Genomic DNA, 16,117 nt, shown 5'->3' with positions numbered 1-16,117 from the left:
GACAGGGGCGGGGCCGCGGGCTACTTTTCTGAACGAGTGTTCAATTATTCGAGGAAGCGATGTTTCATCATTCCATGAGGTTCGATTTCGATGAGGACGCCGAGGCGATCCGCGACGTGGCCCACCGTTGGGCGCAGGAGCGGGTGAAGCCCCTGGCCGCCGAAATCGACAGGACGAACGACTTCCCCAAGGAACTCTGGAAGGAGATGGGCGATCTCGGCCTCCTCGGCATCACCGTTGGCGAGGATTACGGCGGCGCGGCCATGGGATATCTCGACCATACGCTCGTCATCGAGGAGATCGCGCGGGCCTCGGCCTCGGTCTCGCTTTCCTACGGCGCCCATTCGAACCTCTGCGTGAACCAGATCAAGCTGAACGGCACTGACGAGCAGAAGGCGAAATACCTGCCCAAGCTCGTCTCCGGCGAACATGTCGGCGCGCTCGCGATGTCCGAGGCCGGGGCGGGCTCCGACGTCGTCTCCATGAAGCTCGCCGCCGAGAAGCGGAACGACCATTACCGCCTGAACGGCACCAAATACTGGATCACCAACGGGCCGGACGCCGACACCCTCGTCGTCTACGCCAAGACGGATCCCGATGGCGGCTCCAAGGGCATCACCGCCTTCCTCATCGAGAAAGAGATGACGGGCTTCTCCACCTCGCCCCATTTCGACAAGCTTGGCATGCGCGGCTCGAATACGGGCGAGCTCATCTTCGATGACGTGGAAGTCCCCTTCGAGAACGTCTTGGGCGAGGAAGGGAAGGGCGTGCAGGTCCTCATGTCCGGCCTCGATTACGAGCGCGTCGTGCTCGCGGGGATCGGGCTCGGCATCATGGCCGCCTGCCTCGACGAGGTCATGCCGTACGTCTCCGAGCGCAAGCAGTTCGGCCAGCCCATCGGAAACTTCCAGCTCATGCAGGGCAAGATCGCGGATATGTACACCGCCATGAATTCCGCCCGGGCCTACGTCTACGAGGTCGCCAAGGCTTGCGACCGGGGGGAGGTGACGCGGCAGGACGCCGCCGCCTGCTGCCTTTACGCCTCCGAGGAGGCGATGAAACAGGCCCATCAGGCGATCCAGGCCATGGGCGGCGCGGGCTTTCTCAATGACGCGCCCGTCGCGCGCATCTTCCGCGACGCCAAGCTGATGGAGATCGGCGCGGGTACGTCCGAGATCCGCCGGATGCTCGTGGGCCGTGAGCTCGTGGGAGCCATGGCGTGATCCGAGGGGCCGTCCTCTGCCTCGTCCTCTGGGCCGGCACGGCCATGGCGGGCGTGGCGAAATACGAGGCGTGCCTCGGGGACGGCTACGAGGCGCGCGTCATGGCGACGTTCTCGGAGCGCTTCCCGCACGAGCGCTGCACCGGCCCCGATTGTGACCCGCGGCTCATGAAAACAGCCACGGCGCTGACGCGGGCCGCGTGCCGGGACGCAGCGCTCGCGGATTGCGCGAGCACGAAATGCCGCGACGGTCTCAGTGGCCGGTGGTCCTCGGAGGCCGCGACCGTGCGCGCCGACATCGAGCGCGCGCTGCGCCGGGTGGACATCGACGCGCTCCCTGCACTTCAGGCGCGCCGCCTGTCCACGCCCGCCCGCTGGCTCAGCCCCCATAGCTGCACAGGCGATGCCGCCGCCTGCGCCGCGGACGCGGCCGGGCAGGCGCTGGGCGATCTCGAGCGGCTCTATGACGAAGTGTCGAGCCTCCGGTGATGCCGCGCTGGCTCTACTTCGCGCCGGTGTTCGTGCTCATCCTCATCGTGGGCTATACCGGCCTCAAGCTCCGCATCGAGCGCGATGCCGTCACCGAGAGCGCGGTCATCGAATACTACGCGGGCGAATACATCACCGACCATGACACGCTCATCGGGCCCGGCGCCGCCGTGACGGATTGCGTGGGCGTGCCCGGCGAACAGGGCCGCGTCTGGGTCGAGGTCCGTTGCGAACCGCCGGGGGGCGGCGCTGCATTTCTCTACGGCGTCAACCGGGGCGGGGGGCTGGAATACGCCGCCCGCGAAGGCGAGGTGCCCGAAGCATGACAGGGGAGGCGGGCATGCGCTTTGAGGGGCTCAAGGCACTCTTCATCAACACGTCGCTGCAGAAGCGCGCCGAGGACAGCCATACGCGGCTGCTGCTCGAGGCCTCTGCCGCGATCATGGAAAAGCACGGCGTGGCCGTGGAGCATGTCCACATGCTTGCCCATGACGTCCCGCCCGGGGTCTATCCTGATATGACGGATCACGGCTGGGAAAAGGACGACTGGCCCGAGATCTGGGAAACGGTGAAGGCCGCCAACATCCTCGTCGTGGGCACGCCGCTCTGGCTCGGCGAGGAAAGCTCGGTCTGCCGTGTCCTCATCGAGCGGCTCTACGCCATGTCCGGCATGCTCAACGAGAAGAACCAGTCGATCTACTATGGCAAGACGGGCGGCTGCCTCATCACGGGCAACGAGGACGGCATCAAGCACGCGGCGATGACCATCGGTTACGCGCTCTCGCATCTGGGCTACACGATACCGCCGCAGGCCGATGCCGGCTGGATCGGCGAGGCGGGGCCGGGGCCCTCCTACGGTGACGATGACGGGCAGGGCGGTCGCGTGGGCTTCGACAACGATTTCACCCAGCGCAACACCACCATCATGACGTGGAACCTGATGCACCTCGCCAAGATGCTGAAGGACGGCATCCCAAACGAGGGCAATGATCGCGAAGCCTGGAAGGCGGGCGCGCGATTTGACTTCGAGAACCCGGAATACCGCGCGTGAAGTGGAGTGTGCTCCTCCTGCTCGCCGCCCCGGTGATGGCCGAGGACCTCGTGTTCGATATCGACGCGACCACCGCCTGCCTCGCGGCGCAGGAGAGCGAGCACGCAAAGCTCCTCTGCGTGGGCCGCGCGGCCGCGGCCTGCATGGATATGACCGAGGGCGGGACGACCACGGTGGGCATGGGCGGGTGCCTCGCCGCCGAATGGGCATGGTGGGATGCGGAGCTCAACACGGCCTACCAGGCGCTGCTCGCGGAGGCCGGGGAGATCGAGGCGGATGCCGAGGAGTTCGGCCTGCGGACGCCGCCCATGGTCGCGCCCATCCGCGAGATGCAGCGCGCCTGGATCGGCTATCGCGACGGCCTCTGCGCCTTTGAGCGGGCGAAATGGGGCGGCGGAACGGGCGGCGGCCCGGCCTCGGCCGCCTGCATGATGCAGGAGACCGCGCGGCAGACGCTTGTCCTCCAGCGCGGGACGGGCCTCGAATGACCCGCGCGGCGCACGAGGCGGCGCTCGCCCAAGTGGCCGAGGCAGCCATGGCGGCTGCGGCCGGCGGCGGCGAAAAAGCGCGCGAGCGGCACGTGGCGCGGGGCAAGATGCTGCCGCGGGATCGCGTGGCCGCCGTGCTCGACCCTGGCGCGGCCTTCCTCGAGGTGGGAGCCACGGCGGCGCACGGGATGTATGACGGTGCGGCACCCTGCGCGGGCGTCGTGGCGGGGATTGGTGCGGTCCACGGGCGGCTCTGCATGATCGTGGCCAACGACGCCACGGTGAAGGGCGGCACCTACTACCCGATGACAGTGAAAAAGCACCTCCGTGCCCAGGAGATCGCCGAAGAGAACCGGCTGCCCTGCATCTACCTTGTGGATTCGGGTGGCGCGAACCTCCCCAACCAGGACGAGGTCTTTCCGGACCGTGACCACTTCGGGCGCATCTTTTACAATCAGGCGAGGATGAGCGCGGCGAGCATCCCGCAGATCGCGGCGGTGCTCGGCTCCTGCACCGCGGGCGGAGCTTACGTGCCCGCCATGGCCGACGTCTCCATCATCGTGCGCGAGCAGGGGACGATCTTCCTCGCCGGGCCGCCCCTCGTGAAGGCCGCGACTGGCGAGATCGTGAGCGCCGAGGATCTGGGCGGCGGGGAGGTCCACGCGAAGGTCTCGGGCGTCGTCGACACGCTGGCCGAGGACGACACCCACGCCCTTGCGCTTGTGCGGGAGGCGGTGCGCAACCTCGGGGATCACGGTGTACAAAACGCGATGCCAGTCTCCGCGGATTGCACAAAACCGCACAAAACCATGGATGACCTCTTTGACGTCATCCCCGCCGACCTACGCACGCCCTACGACATCCGCGAGGTGATCGACCGCATCGTGGACGGTGACGGCTTCGATGAATTCAAGGCGCGGTTCGGCGAGACGCTGGTCTGCGGCTTCGCGCGGATCGAGGGCATGCCCTGCGGGATCCTGGCCAACAATGGCGTGCTCTTTTCCGAGGCCGCGCAGAAGGGCGCGCATTTCATCGAGCTCTGCTCGCAGCGGCGTATCCCCCTGATTTTCCTGCAGAATATCACCGGCTTCATGGTCGGCCGGAAATACGAGAACGAGGGCATCGCGCGCCACGGCGCCAAGATGGTGACCGCCGTGGCCTGCACCTCGGTCCCGAAGATCACGCTCATCGTCGGCGGCTCGTTCGGGGCGGGGAATTACGGCATGGCGGGCCGGGCCTACTCGCCCCGCTTCCTCTGGAGCTGGCCCACCTCCCGCACCGCCGTCATGGGCGGACCGCAAGCGGCAGGCGTCCTCGCGACCGTGCGCCGCGATGCGATCGAGCGTGGCGGCGGGACGTGGTCGGAGGAGGAAGAAACCGCTTATAAACAACCGGTTATTGATCAATTTGAAGAGCAGTCCCACCCGCTTTACGCCTCCGCCCGGCTCTGGGACGACGGCGTCATCGACCCGCGCAAGAGCCGCGAGGTGCTTGCGCTTTCGCTGCGGGCGGCGCTGAACGCACCCATCGAGGAGACACGCTTCGGCGTGTTCCGCATGTGACAGATCTCGCCGCCCTCAAGGCCCGCTATCCGGGCGCGATCACGTTCAAGTTCGGCGACAGTGCCGAGATGAGCGCGGAGATCCTGCCCCTCGTCATTTCGGGAAAGAAAACAGCCACTTGCGCGGCGTTGCGCGAATACGAAGCGGAGCCCGCGTCGATGCCTGCCATCGGGCGTCGCGACATCGCGCTCGCCTGGGACGACACGCCCGTGGCCGTCATCGAAACCACGGATGTCACCCAGTGCAAGTTTGACGATGTGGGAGAGGACTTCGCCCTCGCCGAGGGGGAATTCCCGGATTACGCGTCATGGCGGGAGGCGCACCGCATCTTCTTCGACCGCCACGGCGGCTGGTCGCCGGACATGATGCTCGTCTGCGAGCGCTTCCGGCTCATCGAGGTGATCGAATGAAGAAAGACAGTGTCCTGACAGAGCCCGATGCCATGGGGCGTCACTGGGTTTATGTCACGCCCACGGAGGCCTTCGGGCATCCGCGCGGACGGCCGGGCGTGATCGAATACGGGATCGCCGTCTGGTTCGCGGGGGTGAGCTCCTTCGAGGCCGCGCTCAATATCAGCTTCGGCAGCTTCGGGATCGTGCCCATCGTCTTCACGCTGCTCATGCTGGTCTGCGCGGCGGGCCTGATCTTTCGCGCGCCGTGGTCCTATGTCCTCGCGATCCTGCTCGCGGTGCGGGAGATGTTCGGCTTCATCCAGCTCATCGGTGGGGGGGCGTTCGAGGTCCCGCCGGCGCTTGCGGCCTATGGCGTGATCAACGCGATCCTCGGCGCGGGCGTGATCTTCTACCTGCTCGAAGCCGACCGGCCGAACCTCATCTACCGGCACCGCTATCGGTCCTACCGGGCCGAAGCGCAGGAGCGGGAAGAGTGATCCGCAGGCTTCTCATCGCCAACCGCGGCGAGATCGCGGTGCGCATCGCGCGCACGGCGCAGGCCATGGGCGTGGATACGGTGGCCGTCTTCTCCGATATAGATGCGGGCGCGGCCCATGTGGCGGCCTGCGACGTGGCCGTCCCGCTCGGCGGGCAGACCCCTGCGGAGAGCTATCTGCGCCAGGATGCGATCCTCGAGGCCGCCCGGTCTACCGGAGCGGACGCGATCCATCCGGGCTACGGATTCCTCTCCGAGAACCCTGATTTCGTTGCGAAAGTCGAGGCCGCGGGGCTCGTCTTCGTGGGCCCCTCCGCGGAGGCTATCCGGGCGATGGGGCTCAAGGATGCGGCCAAGGCGCGGATGGAGGCGGCGGGCGTGCCGGTCGTGCCCGGCTACCACGGGGCCGATCAGGCGGATGAGTCCCTGCGCCAGGCGGCCGAGGAGGTGGGCTACCCCGTCCTCATCAAGGCCGTGGCCGGTGGCGGCGGAAAGGGCATGCGCATCGTGGAGGCCGCGAAGGACTTCGACGCGGCGCTCGCCTCGGCACGCTCGGAAGCCAAGGGCGCCTTCGACAACGCCGACGTCCTCATCGAGAAATACGTGGCGAGCCCGCGCCACATCGAGGTGCAGGTCTTCGGCGATGGGGCTCGGGCCGTCCACCTCTTCGAGCGGGATTGCTCGCTTCAGCGGCGGCACCAGAAGGTGATCGAGGAAGCGCCAGCGCCCGGCATGACGCCCGAGATGCGGGAGGCCATGGGCGCCGCCGCCGTGCGCGCGGCAGAGGCCATCGGCTATGCCGGGGCGGGCACCGTGGAGTTCATCGTGGACGCCTCCGACGGGCTCAGGCCGGACCGGTTCTATTTCATGGAGATGAACACCCGCCTGCAGGTGGAGCACCCGGTGACGGAGGCGATCACGGGCATCGACCTCGTGGAATGGCAACTGCGCGTTGCCTCTGGCGCGCCGCTCCCAGCCGCGCAGGAAGAGATCACGCTCACCGGGCACGCCGTGGAGGCGCGGCTCTATGCCGAGGACGTGGCTGCGGGCTTCCTCCCGGCCACGGGGCGGCTCACGCGGCTCGCATTCCCGGAAGGGGCGCGGGTGGATAGCGGCGTCCGGGAGGGGGACGCCATCAGCCCGTTCTATGATCCGATGATCGCGAAGGTCATCTGCCAGGGTGCGGACAGGACGGCGGCGCTCGCCGCGCTCGACCGTGCCCTCGCGGAGACCCAGATCGCGGGCCTGACCTGCAATCTCGCCTTCCTGCGGCGTCTCATCCGCGTGCCGGATTTCGTCGCGGGGACCTTTGACACGGGTCTCATCGCGGGCGAAGGCAGCGCGCTCACCGAAGACGCACGGCCCTGTTCGAAGACGCAGGCACTCGCGGCCCTCGGCGCGCTCGGCCTCCACGGGCCGCGGAGTTTCCTCAGCGGCTTTTCCCTCTGGGCGCCGCTCACGCGGACTGCGCGCCTCAGCTTCGGCGGCGAGATAATCGATATCGCCGTGGAAACCCATGCCGAGAGCTTCCGCGCCGGGGCGTATGACGTGGCCCTGCGCGACGGCACCTGGTGGATCGACGGCGCGCCGGTGCGCGCCTCCATCCACCGCGACGCCCACGGGGTGACGGTGTTTTACGGATCGCCTTATGTCTTCGAGGTGCCGGATCTGCGCGTGGCCGTGGACGAGAGCGCGGGCGCGGACCTCTTGGAGGCGCCCATGCCCGGGCTTCTCAAGGCCGTCATGGCCGAGGTGGGGCAGGCCGTGCAGGCGGGGGACCCGCTCGCCGTTTTCGAGGCGATGAAGATGGAGCACACGCTGCGCGCGCCGCGCGACGGGATCATCGCCGAGGTCGTGGGCCGGGCCGGGGCGCAGACGCAGGCGGGCGCGCCCATCATCCGGCTGGAGACAGCGGAGTGATCCGGCTCCACCACTGCCCGCAGACGCGCTCCATGCGGGTGCTCTGGCTGCTCCACGAGCTCGGCGTGGACTTCGAGCTCCGCGAATGGCCATTCGACAAGACGCTGCGAAGCCCGGACTTTCTCGCGCTCAACCCGGCCGGACGCGTGCCCGCGCTGGAGCTCGATGGCGCGGTGCTTTTCGAGTCCGGGGCGATCATGGAGGTGCTCTGCGAGCGCTTTCCGGAGGCCGGGCTCGGCCGCGCACCGGGCGATCCAGAGCGCGCGACGTGGCTGGGCTGGCTGCATTTCGCGGAGACCATCAGCCAGCATAGCGCGGCGCTCACACAGCAGCACGTGGTGCTCTACGAGGATCACATGCGCTCGCCCATCGTCATGCAGATCGAGGCCAAGCGCATCGAAAAGTGCTATGCTGCGCTGGAAGGCGGCCTCGGGGAGTACCTGCTCGGGAGCTTCTCTGCCGCCGACATCGCCGTGGGGCAGGCCGTCTATATGGCGCGGCATTTCACGCCGCTCGATGGCTTTCCAAAGCTCGCGGCCTGGTACGCGCGGATCACCGCGCGGCAGGCCTTCGAGGCGTCACTGCCCGGCGCGCAGAAGCTCTACAGCCAGGAGTTTTATCCGGCATGGGCGAGTTAGGCGCCGTCGAGATCATCGAAGTGGGCCCGCGCGACGGGCTCCAGAACGAGCGCGCGGAGATCTCCGTCGCCGAGAAGGCCGCGTTCATCCGCGCCTGCGCCGCCGCGGGGCTCCGTCAGATCGAGGTCGGTTCGTTCGTGAACCCGTCCCGCGTGCCGCAAATGGCGGCGACGGGGGAGGTCCTGCGCGCCGTGGGGCCGCTCGAGGGTGTGCGGGGCATGGTGCTCATTCCCAATGCGCGCCGGCTCGCGCAATATCTTGAGGTGCGCGGGGAGACGGCCTTCGACATCTCCCGCATCGCTGTTTTCGTGTCGGCGACCGAAGCTTTCAGCGAGGCCAATCTCGGCTGCTCGGTGGCCGAAAGCCTCGGTCGCGTGCGCGAGATCATGGCGGAAAAGCCTGCTGACGTGAGGGTGCGCGGCTATATCAGCTGCGTCACAGATTGCCCCTTCGAGGGCTACGTGGCGCCTGCCGCTGTGGGTGCGCTTTCGGAAGAGCTCTTGGCGCTCGGCTGCAACTCGCTCGCGCTCGCCGACACGGTGGGGAAGGGGACGCCCGAGCGCGTGGCGGCGATGTTCGAGACCGCGCTGCCCCCCTGGAACCCCGCGCAGGTGGCGGCGCATTTCCATGACACGCAGGGCCTCGCCCTCGCCAATGTGGACGTGGCGCTCGCGGCAGGGATTCGCCGCTTCGACAGCTCCGTTGCAGGCCTGGGCGGCTGTCCCTACGCGCCCGGAGCCCCCGGTAATGTCGCCACGGAGGCCGTGGTCGGGCATGTGGAGGCGTTGGGCTACGAGACGGGCATCGATGTTCGAGAACTGAAAGCGCTGGGCGATTTCGCCCGGAAATTGGTGGGGCGCGTGCATGACAATTGAAACCCACCTCGACGCGCGTGGCGTGCTGACGCTGACGCTGGCGCGCCCGGCTGTGCACAACGCCATGAACGCGGAGATGTTGGATGCGATCACGACGGCCGTCCGCGCGATCACACCTGGCGGGGTGCGCGTGCTGGTGCTGGCGGCCTCGGGAAAGAGCTTTTGCGCCGGTGGCGATCTCGGCTGGATGCGGGCGCAATTCGAGGCCTCCGACGCGGGCCGCCGGGCGGAGGCACAGCGGCTGGCGGACATGTTTCATGCGCTCCATCTCACCGATGTGCCGGTCATCGCGCGGATCCACGGCAACGCCTTTGGCGGCGGGGTAGGGCTCGCCTGTCTCGCTGACGTGGCCATCGGCGTGGAAGGTGCGCTCCTCGGGCTCACGGAGACGCGTCTCGGGCTCATCCCGGCGACGATCGGGCCCTACGTGGCCGCGAAGATGGGGCCACGCCTGACGGAGGTCTTCATGTCATCGCGGCGCTTCGGAGCCGAGGAGGCCGTGCGCCTCGGCATTCTCGCCCGCGTGGTGCCCGCGGATGGGCTCGACGCCGCGATCGACGCTGAGGTCGCGCCCTACCTGTCCTGCGCGCCGGGCGCCGTGGCAGAGACGAAGGCGCTCGCCCGCGCGCTCCGGCCGCCCATCGACGCGGCGTTGATCGCGCACACGATGGACGCGCTCATCGCGCGCTGGCGATCCGAGGAGGCGGCGGAAGGGATCGGGGCCTTCTTCGAGAAACGCACGCCGCCCTGGGTTTCCTGATCCGTTGACGGCCCCAGGCGCGCTCGCCAGACTGCGCGGCGAAGCGTATCGAGGGCGACGTGAGCGGACCCATTCTCCTCATTGGCATCGGAGCGACTAAGGCCGGGACGTCCTGGCTCTATCGCACCCTCGCGGACCGCGAGGATTGCGCCCTGCCAGCGGTGAAGGAGCTCCATTACTGGGATACGTTCTCGCCCCCCATCCGCGCGAAACAGCTCGACGCCTTCCGCGCGCAGCTGCGCCGCTTTGAGACCACCCGCGAAGAGGCCGAGGCCGCAGGGCGCGGCTGGCAGGTCCGCAACATGGAGCGGCGGATCGCCGACATGGCGGGCCTCATTGCGATGCTTGATGCCCCGCGCAAGGGGCATGGCGCCTATCTCGAATACGTGCTCAACCGGGCAGGAGAGGCCCGGCTCGCTGCTGATATCTGCCCCGCCTACGGGCTGCTGAGCAAAGCCAAGCTCAAGGACATGGCCGCGCTCAGCGCCGATGTGCGGCTGCTTTACCTCGTGCGCGATCCTCTCGCGCGGCTTTGGTCTGCGGTGCGGATGCAGGCCGAGCGGCAGCTCATGGAAGGCCAGACCGTACCGAAGAAATCCAACGCCACGCTCTGGCGCATCCTTCACAAAGGCCATGAGACGCACCTGACGGAGCGCGGCGACTATGCCGCCACCATCGCGCGCCTCGGCGCGGCCCTGCCGCCGGAGCGCTTCCGCGTCATGGTGATGGAAGAGCTCATGAGCGATGCGGGCTACGGGGCGCTCTGCGCGTGGCTCGGTCTGCCGCCGGCGCCCGCGCCGCTCGAGCGCAAGGTGCATCCCGGGCAGGACGTGGTCATGCGCGATGATCTCCGGCAGCCCGCCCTTGATTTCCTCGCCCCTCAATACGAGGCCGTCGCCGGGCATCTCGGCCGCGTGCCCGAAGCCTGGGCGACCAACATGGAGGCTCTCTGACATGCTGCTTTGGTACGCGGTCTACTGCGTTCTCGTGATCGTCCCGTTCTGGATCCTGCTGCCGCGCTACGGCATCCCGGCCTATGCGGCGCTCGTCGCCGCGTTTCCTATCCTCGCGGTGCTCCTCCTCTGGCTCATGGCCTTCGGAGACAAGATCGGCTTTGGCGGGGACCGGAAGTGACCCTCGCCGGGGCGATCTTCGCCTTTGTCTCGGTGGTGACGTTGTCGGTCACGGGCTTCATCGCCGCGATCATGGTCCAGGATCCGGCGCGATCGCTGGCCAAGCTCGATCACGCGCCGGAGGCTCTGCCCGAGGTGATGGCCGGGCGCTATCTCACATTTCTCGCGCTGACGGTCATGGCCGTGCTATACCGTGACTTCGCGGTGATGGCGGGGCTGCAGGCCGCGTTCATCCTCGCCTCCATGGTCGATGTCATCATCTATGCGCGGCGCGGCGGGCGCGTGGCACCCCATGCCATGGCGGCCTTCGCCTCCTTCGTGGCCTTTGCGCTCTGTCTCTACGTGGTGGTCACGCAGGGCGCGCGGCCCTGGGGCTAGCGCGGGCCGGGGCGCGGGCGCGGTGCGTCTTTTGCCCGGAAGGACATGATTTCGGGGCAAATGTGGCCTTCCGTGACGCCGAGGAGCGTGCCAAAGTGCCGAAAAGAATAACGTCGACGGAAAAGGGAGTTCCTCGATCATGACCCAAAAATCCGGCTCCACGAGCTGCACCATCAGTTCCTTTGCGATGGCCGCGTTCATCGGTGCGCTGGCCACCATCGTGTTCCGCATCTTCGCGGGCTACCTGTGGACGCAGAGCATCTTCCTGGGCGGTCTCGTCATCGTGGCGCTCGGCGTCGTGTTTGCCTACATCTTCTGCCGGGAACTGCCTGCGCTTCAGGACGTGCAAGCCCCCGGCGCCGACAGAAAGCCCGTGCCGCAGCCCGGTGAAGCGCCCGCGCCCGGCGTGGACAAGGCCGTGGAGGCGGAGCCTGTGAAGGTGCCCGAGCCCGCGCGCGCAGCAGCGCCGGACCCGGGCGAGGTCGCGGCGGCGGGAGAGGGCACCCGCCCCGAAGCGCTGAGCGCGGCGCGCGACGGCAAGGCCGACAATCTCAAGGAGATCAAAGGCATCGGGCCCAAGCTGGAGAAGCTCTGCAATACGCTGGGCTTTTACCACTTCGACCAGATCGCATCCTGGTCTGCCGACGAGGTGGCCTGGGTCGATCAGAACCTCGAGGGCTTCAAGGGCCGCGTGACGCGCGATGAATGGGTCGCGCAGGCCAAGGTCCTCGCCGCCGGCGGCGAGACGGAGTTTTCCAAGAAGGTCGATGACGGCAAGGTTTACTGAGCCGCATGAATGAGCGCGGGCGCGCCAGGCCATGGCGCGCCCGTTTCTGTTTTCGCAAGAGACGGGAGACCGCCCCCGGTGTCCAAGCAGCCCAGCCAAGAAGATGTCCGGCGCGCGAAGACGTCGCGCCTCGTCTCCATCGTGCTTGTCCTTGCCATGGCGCTCTGGCTCGGCGTGCAGTGGCTCGGGCCGCGGATGGGGCTGCCGGGCGAATACGCGATCCTCGCCGATCTCTTCGCGCTTGCTGCCTTCACATGGTCGATGATCGTGGCGCTCAGGCTCTGGCGGAGCCGCTCCTGACGTGGCGGAATCCTGCGAATGCGGCCGCGTTATTGCATAACCGTTTGTGTCGCGGCCATCTCGGGCCCATCAGCCGGCGCAGATACGGGACGTGAAACCATGACGAGATACACAGCATTGACGGGCGCGGTGGCGATCTGCGTGGCGGGGAGCGCGGCGGCGGAAACGGTCGCCCCCGACTATTACCTCGACGCGCTCTTTGCCGTAAGCACCGCCGAGCGCCTCGCGCAATTCTGCCCCGATGTGGATGTGAGCCTCGAGGCGGCGAATTCGGCGTCGGAGCTCTTGCTGTCCCGCCTCGCCACCGACGGCATCGTGGGCGACGCGCTCACGGAGCTCTCCGGCGTCGAGGCAGGCGTCGGCACCCGGCAGGCCGCTTTCATGGAGCGCCACGCGCTCGCTGCCCCGAGCACCAACGACATCTGCGCGGCAGCCTTCAGCGAGATCGACGAAGGCAGCGCCTTGGGCCAGCTTCTCGTGGCCAGCGAAGCGGGAGGGCAGTGACATGGTGATGCGCCCCCTCGCGATCATGCTTCTCCTCCTCACGCCGTTCGCCGCGCCGCTCGAGGCGCGGAGCCCCAATGATGTCGCCGAGGTGCGCAACGGGCTCCTGGCCGTCGCCGTGGGGGACGCGATCCAGAAGAACTGCGAGAGCATCACGCCGCGCCTGCTGCGGGTCTACAACCTGCGCAATCAGCTCTTCTCGGCGGCGCGGGCTGCGGGCTTTTCCAGCGAGGAGATCGATGCCTTCGTCGATGATCCGATCGCCCGCGCCAATCTACGCGCCGAGGCCGAGGCCTACCTGTCGGCCCGCGGACTAGAGGGGGAGAGCCCCGCCGGATATTGCGCCGTGGGCGTGGCCGAGATCGACCAGGAAACCGCAGTGGGCCGTCTCCTCCGTGAACGCTAGGAGCATCGCAATCGCAGCGCTTTTCCTCTGCGCGGGGTGCGAGGCCCCAGGCCCCGCGCCGCAGGAGGCGCCTTTCGCGCCGCGCTACCTGCCGGTGGAAACAACGCTCCTCGCCGATGACCTGGTGAGTTTTGCCGTCGTCATGGAAGGCGCGCGCGGGCCGGGGGACCTGCGCGACTTCACCGATTGCGCCGCCGCGCAATATGCGCTCATCCGTGGCGTGAATTTCCTGCGCCACGTACGCACCAACGTCTCCGAGGCAGGCCGGGTCTGGACGGCCGATGCGGCCTACACCATCTCGCGCGAAATGCCCCGCGGGGACCAGACGCTCAACGCCACGGCCACCGTCGCCGCCTGCCGCGAGGCCGGGATCCCGACCGTCTAGGCCGGTGATGCGCGCGCTTTCAGTCGACGCCGGCCCCCGGTTGGCCTAAGTTCAGCCGACGGAAGACTGCGAGGCGGATCGCCCATGGACAAATCCCTCATCGAAGCAATGCAAAAGGCGTCGGAGGAGTGGTCGAAAGCCGCGAGTTCCTGGATCGGGGCCATGCCGCCAACGATGCCCCAGGACATGCTCGAGATGTTCTTCGGCAAGACCTTCAATCCCAACGGTCTCGACGCCAAGACGCGGCTCTTGCTGACCCTCGGCGCGCTCACCGTGCTTGGCGCGCAGGCCGATGAGCAGATCAAGACCACCGTGCGCCACGCAAAGGAAGCGGGCGCCACGGATCAAGAAATCGTGGAAACCATCGTTCAGATGTCGCTCTTTGCCGGTCCACCTGCCATGACACGGGCCATGACCCTGGCGCGCGACGCGATGTCGAAAGATGGAGACGACTAGGTGAAATCCACGGCAACGGGGGAGAGCGCTCCATGGGCGTGATCCTGATAGGTCTGCTGCTTCTGGGGGCGGGCGTGGCATGGCTCGCGCGGAGCGCGATGTCGGAGATCGCTCTCTCTTGGCTCTGCGCGGTGCTTTATGGCTTCGCGGCGTTCCTCGCCTGGATTGCCTATGGCGGCGGGGCGCTGGCGCAGGCGGTGTTGTTGAGCCCTTGGATCGAGAGCGGCAGTCTTTCGACGGAGATTGTTCTTGAGCCGGGCGCCACGGGTCTCCTCTTTATCGCACTCACACTCACGCTGGGCGCGCTGTCCCAGGTGATGGTGCACGATCTGCCGGTTCTGGCGCAGAAGCCCAAAGTGCGCGCGGACGGGAAGGCCCGGCTCAGCGTGATCCACGGGCTCTTCCTTGCTGCGGCGCTGCTCTTTTTTGCCGCGACGGACACCGTGCAGATGCTGGGCGGCCTTTTGCTCATGGCCTGGTTCGGATCGCAGCTCGCGGGCTTCGACTACCGCAGCCAGGCGGCGGGTCGGGCCGCGCAGCGCGTGCTGGTGCCCCTTCTTCTCGCTGTGCTTGTTCTGGCCCTCGCTGCGGCGGCGCTCTTTGCAGGGCGGGACGGCGCGGGCTTCGAAATTCTCTTTGCCGAGCCCCTCACGGGCGAGACATCCGCCTTCGGCCGTGCGGCCCTGCTCGGCAGTGTTGCGAGCCTCGCCATCCTCCTTTCAGCCGCCATCCTCCTTGGCCTCCTCTTCGCACATGTCTGGCTGGCCGAGACCGCGTTGACGCCGACCCCGGCCATGCCGCTGCTGCCCATCGTGTGCGCGCTGGCGGCGTATTGGCTGATCGATACCCACGGCACTGTCCTCACGGACGCGCACCGTGCGCTTCTGGCGGCCCTCGGCACGATCAGCGCGGTGGTGCTCGCAGCGCTCGCCATCCTTCAGCAGGAGATCCGGCGATCCGTCGCGCTCCTCGCGGGATCGGTCGGCGGGATCGTCGCTCTGATGCTCGCGCTGGGCTTCGCCGATATTGCGCTGGCGCACCTGCTCGCGCAGGCGAGCTGTCTCGCGCTCCTCCTTTGGGGGGTGAGTTCCATCGCCACGCGGGGCGACGAATGCGATCTCTGGCAGCTTGGCGGGCGCAAGGCGGCCTTCCGCACGCATTACGGCGCGATGCTCGTGGGCGCCGCGGGCCTGAGCGGGCTGGGGCTGCCCTTTCCCTATGACGGGGCGGTGCTCGGCCTTGGCGGCTTTGCAAGCACCGGCGTGCTTCTCTCGGCCCTCCACGGGACAGGCTACTTCACGCCCGTCATCGCGGCGCTGGTGCTGACGAGCTTCGCGATCTGGCGCGTGATCGTGATGACGTTCGAGGGCAATCCGAGGAGCACGCTGCCCGAGGACATCGCGGAGCCCTCGGTCACGCGCGGCGTGCTCATCGCTGCGGGCTTTCTCGTCGTCCTCACGACCCTCTGGGTGCCGGATCCCGCCAGCATCGCCGCCCCGACATGGGTGAGCGCCGTGCCGCTCATCTGCTTTGCTGCCGGGCTCACGCTCGCCGCGTTTTTCTTCGTTCTGCGGCTTGGCTGGGCCAAGGCGCTCTCGCGCAGGCTGCCCGCTCCGGGCGGAGCCTTGGCTGCGGAGACGCTGGTCGGGGCCCTGATCAAGCGCCCGGCCGGCTGGGCCGGGGAGACCCTCGGACACAAGCTCGACGCCTCCGGGCTCGATGCGCTCATGCTGCGGCTCGCGCGGTCGCTCCACCCGTCGCTCACGCAGCTCTGGGCCCGTTTCAACGCGGGGCGCACAGCACCCTACGCGATCACGGCACTGGTCGGTCTCGTGCTCCTGTCCACGATCCTCGCCATGGTCGGCGCGTGAGGGA

Annotated in this window: 22 protein-coding genes; all 22 read left to right on the top strand. The window is 67.8% G+C overall.

What is annotated here, in order from left to right; translation table 11 throughout:
• Nucleotides 1-59 precede the first annotated feature (59 nt).
• The 22 genes from AAFM92_07000 to AAFM92_06895 all read left to right on the top strand — a co-directional run bounded on the left by AAFM92_07000 (nt 60) and on the right by AAFM92_06895 (nt 16,113).
• The gene (locus AAFM92_07000; GenBank protein MEL7300115.1) at nt 60-1,223 is read left to right on the top strand and encodes an isovaleryl-CoA dehydrogenase; all 1,164 of its coding nucleotides are present in this window, start codon (nt 60-62) and stop codon (nt 1,221-1,223) included.
• On the top strand, nt 1,220-1,711 hold the full coding sequence (locus AAFM92_06995) for a hypothetical protein (protein ID MEL7300114.1): 492 nt from the start codon (nt 1,220-1,222) through the stop codon (nt 1,709-1,711). Before AAFM92_07000 ends, AAFM92_06995 begins: the two co-directional genes overlap by 4 nt.
• Nucleotides 1,711-2,037: a hypothetical protein gene (locus AAFM92_06990; GenBank protein ID MEL7300113.1), complete on the top strand. Its 327-nt coding sequence runs from the start codon at nt 1,711-1,713 to the stop codon at nt 2,035-2,037. The genes AAFM92_06995 and AAFM92_06990 overlap by 1 nt, the downstream gene beginning before the upstream one ends.
• Nucleotides 2,034-2,762 carry an NAD(P)H-dependent oxidoreductase gene (locus AAFM92_06985; protein ID MEL7300112.1) on the top strand — a complete coding sequence of 243 codons (729 nt, stop codon included), beginning with the start codon at nt 2,034-2,036 and terminating at the stop codon, nt 2,760-2,762. The genes AAFM92_06990 and AAFM92_06985 overlap by 4 nt, the downstream gene beginning before the upstream one ends.
• The gene (locus AAFM92_06980) at nt 2,759-3,250 is read left to right on the top strand and encodes a lysozyme inhibitor LprI family protein (protein ID MEL7300111.1); all 492 of its coding nucleotides are present in this window, start codon (nt 2,759-2,761) and stop codon (nt 3,248-3,250) included. The genes AAFM92_06985 and AAFM92_06980 overlap by 4 nt, the downstream gene beginning before the upstream one ends.
• Complete coding sequence (locus tag AAFM92_06975; protein MEL7300110.1) at nt 3,247-4,812, top strand: carboxyl transferase domain-containing protein; 1,566 nt, start codon at nt 3,247-3,249, stop codon at nt 4,810-4,812. The genes AAFM92_06980 and AAFM92_06975 overlap by 4 nt, the downstream gene beginning before the upstream one ends.
• A complete protein-coding gene (locus AAFM92_06970; GenBank protein ID MEL7300109.1) occupies nt 4,809-5,222 on the top strand; it encodes an ASCH domain-containing protein in 414 nt (137 codons plus the stop codon). The genes AAFM92_06975 and AAFM92_06970 overlap by 4 nt, the downstream gene beginning before the upstream one ends.
• A complete protein-coding gene (locus tag AAFM92_06965; GenBank protein ID MEL7300108.1) occupies nt 5,219-5,701 on the top strand; it encodes a hypothetical protein in 483 nt (160 codons plus the stop codon). Before AAFM92_06970 ends, AAFM92_06965 begins: the two co-directional genes overlap by 4 nt.
• On the top strand, nt 5,698-7,620 hold the full coding sequence (locus tag AAFM92_06960) for a biotin carboxylase N-terminal domain-containing protein (GenBank protein ID MEL7300107.1): 1,923 nt from the start codon (nt 5,698-5,700) through the stop codon (nt 7,618-7,620). Before AAFM92_06965 ends, AAFM92_06960 begins: the two co-directional genes overlap by 4 nt.
• On the top strand, nt 7,617-8,258 hold the full coding sequence (locus AAFM92_06955; protein MEL7300106.1) for a glutathione S-transferase family protein: 642 nt from the start codon (nt 7,617-7,619) through the stop codon (nt 8,256-8,258). Before AAFM92_06960 ends, AAFM92_06955 begins: the two co-directional genes overlap by 4 nt.
• A complete protein-coding gene (locus AAFM92_06950; protein ID MEL7300105.1) occupies nt 8,246-9,133 on the top strand; it encodes a hydroxymethylglutaryl-CoA lyase in 888 nt (295 codons plus the stop codon). The genes AAFM92_06955 and AAFM92_06950 overlap by 13 nt, the downstream gene beginning before the upstream one ends.
• Nucleotides 9,123-9,893 (top strand): enoyl-CoA hydratase-related protein, encoded by a 771-nt coding sequence (locus AAFM92_06945; GenBank protein ID MEL7300104.1) that lies wholly within the window; start codon nt 9,123-9,125, stop codon nt 9,891-9,893. The genes AAFM92_06950 and AAFM92_06945 overlap by 11 nt, the downstream gene beginning before the upstream one ends.
• Nucleotides 9,894-9,952: 59 nt before the next feature.
• Nucleotides 9,953-10,846 carry a sulfotransferase family protein gene (locus AAFM92_06940; GenBank protein ID MEL7300103.1) on the top strand — a complete coding sequence of 298 codons (894 nt, stop codon included), beginning with the start codon at nt 9,953-9,955 and terminating at the stop codon, nt 10,844-10,846.
• A gap of 1 nt (nt 10,847) precedes the next feature.
• Nucleotides 10,848-11,027: a hypothetical protein gene (locus tag AAFM92_06935; GenBank protein ID MEL7300102.1), complete on the top strand. Its 180-nt coding sequence runs from the start codon at nt 10,848-10,850 to the stop codon at nt 11,025-11,027.
• Nucleotides 11,024-11,404 (top strand): hypothetical protein, encoded by a 381-nt coding sequence (locus AAFM92_06930; GenBank protein MEL7300101.1) that lies wholly within the window; start codon nt 11,024-11,026, stop codon nt 11,402-11,404. The genes AAFM92_06935 and AAFM92_06930 overlap by 4 nt, the downstream gene beginning before the upstream one ends.
• 139 nt (nt 11,405-11,543) lie before the next feature.
• A complete protein-coding gene (locus AAFM92_06925; protein ID MEL7300100.1) occupies nt 11,544-12,191 on the top strand; it encodes an NADH:ubiquinone oxidoreductase in 648 nt (215 codons plus the stop codon).
• Nucleotides 12,192-12,269: 78 nt separating this feature from the next.
• Nucleotides 12,270-12,491, top strand: coding sequence for a DUF5337 domain-containing protein (locus AAFM92_06920; GenBank protein ID MEL7300099.1), 222 nt, complete (start codon nt 12,270-12,272; stop codon nt 12,489-12,491).
• Between the two features lie 99 nt (nt 12,492-12,590).
• Nucleotides 12,591-12,995 carry a DUF5333 family protein gene (locus AAFM92_06915; protein MEL7300098.1) on the top strand — a complete coding sequence of 135 codons (405 nt, stop codon included), beginning with the start codon at nt 12,591-12,593 and terminating at the stop codon, nt 12,993-12,995.
• Between the two features lies 1 nt (nt 12,996).
• The gene (locus tag AAFM92_06910; GenBank protein ID MEL7300097.1) at nt 12,997-13,401 is read left to right on the top strand and encodes a DUF5333 domain-containing protein; all 405 of its coding nucleotides are present in this window, start codon (nt 12,997-12,999) and stop codon (nt 13,399-13,401) included.
• On the top strand, nt 13,391-13,786 hold the full coding sequence (locus AAFM92_06905; protein ID MEL7300096.1) for a hypothetical protein: 396 nt from the start codon (nt 13,391-13,393) through the stop codon (nt 13,784-13,786). Before AAFM92_06910 ends, AAFM92_06905 begins: the two co-directional genes overlap by 11 nt.
• Nucleotides 13,787-13,870: 84 nt before the next feature.
• Nucleotides 13,871-14,242 carry a carboxymuconolactone decarboxylase family protein gene (locus tag AAFM92_06900; GenBank protein MEL7300095.1) on the top strand — a complete coding sequence of 124 codons (372 nt, stop codon included), beginning with the start codon at nt 13,871-13,873 and terminating at the stop codon, nt 14,240-14,242.
• A 32-nt stretch (nt 14,243-14,274) separates the two neighbouring features.
• Nucleotides 14,275-16,113 (top strand): hypothetical protein, encoded by a 1,839-nt coding sequence (locus tag AAFM92_06895; protein ID MEL7300094.1) that lies wholly within the window; start codon nt 14,275-14,277, stop codon nt 16,111-16,113.
• The last annotated feature ends 4 nt before the right edge of the window (nt 16,114-16,117 follow it).

The sequence above is a fragment of the Pseudomonadota bacterium genome, from assembly GCA_038533575.1.
Lineage (GTDB): Bacteria > Pseudomonadota > Alphaproteobacteria > Rhodobacterales > Rhodobacteraceae > Shimia_B.
This window is presented reverse-complemented; position numbering and strand designations above follow the sequence as displayed.

Coding starts and splice junctions, on each gene's coding strand:
- AAFM92_06950 (MEL7300105.1), top strand. CDS start 8,246: ATGGGCGAGTTAGGCGCCGTCGAGATCATCGAAGTGGGCCCGCGCGAC.
- AAFM92_06900 (MEL7300095.1), top strand. CDS start 13,871: ATGGACAAATCCCTCATCGAAGCAATGCAAAAGGCGTCGGAGGAGTGG.
- AAFM92_06895 (MEL7300094.1), top strand. CDS start 14,275: ATGGGCGTGATCCTGATAGGTCTGCTGCTTCTGGGGGCGGGCGTGGCA.
- AAFM92_06945 (MEL7300104.1), top strand. CDS start 9,123: ATGACAATTGAAACCCACCTCGACGCGCGTGGCGTGCTGACGCTGACG.
- AAFM92_06985 (MEL7300112.1), top strand. CDS start 2,034: ATGACAGGGGAGGCGGGCATGCGCTTTGAGGGGCTCAAGGCACTCTTC.
- AAFM92_06910 (MEL7300097.1), top strand. CDS start 12,997: ATGGTGATGCGCCCCCTCGCGATCATGCTTCTCCTCCTCACGCCGTTC.
- AAFM92_06975 (MEL7300110.1), top strand. CDS start 3,247: ATGACCCGCGCGGCGCACGAGGCGGCGCTCGCCCAAGTGGCCGAGGCA.
- AAFM92_07000 (MEL7300115.1), top strand. CDS start 60: ATGTTTCATCATTCCATGAGGTTCGATTTCGATGAGGACGCCGAGGCG.
- AAFM92_06990 (MEL7300113.1), top strand. CDS start 1,711: ATGCCGCGCTGGCTCTACTTCGCGCCGGTGTTCGTGCTCATCCTCATC.
- AAFM92_06965 (MEL7300108.1), top strand. CDS start 5,219: ATGAAGAAAGACAGTGTCCTGACAGAGCCCGATGCCATGGGGCGTCAC.
- AAFM92_06915 (MEL7300098.1), top strand. CDS start 12,591: ATGACGAGATACACAGCATTGACGGGCGCGGTGGCGATCTGCGTGGCG.
- AAFM92_06935 (MEL7300102.1), top strand. CDS start 10,848: ATGCTGCTTTGGTACGCGGTCTACTGCGTTCTCGTGATCGTCCCGTTC.
- AAFM92_06925 (MEL7300100.1), top strand. CDS start 11,544: ATGACCCAAAAATCCGGCTCCACGAGCTGCACCATCAGTTCCTTTGCG.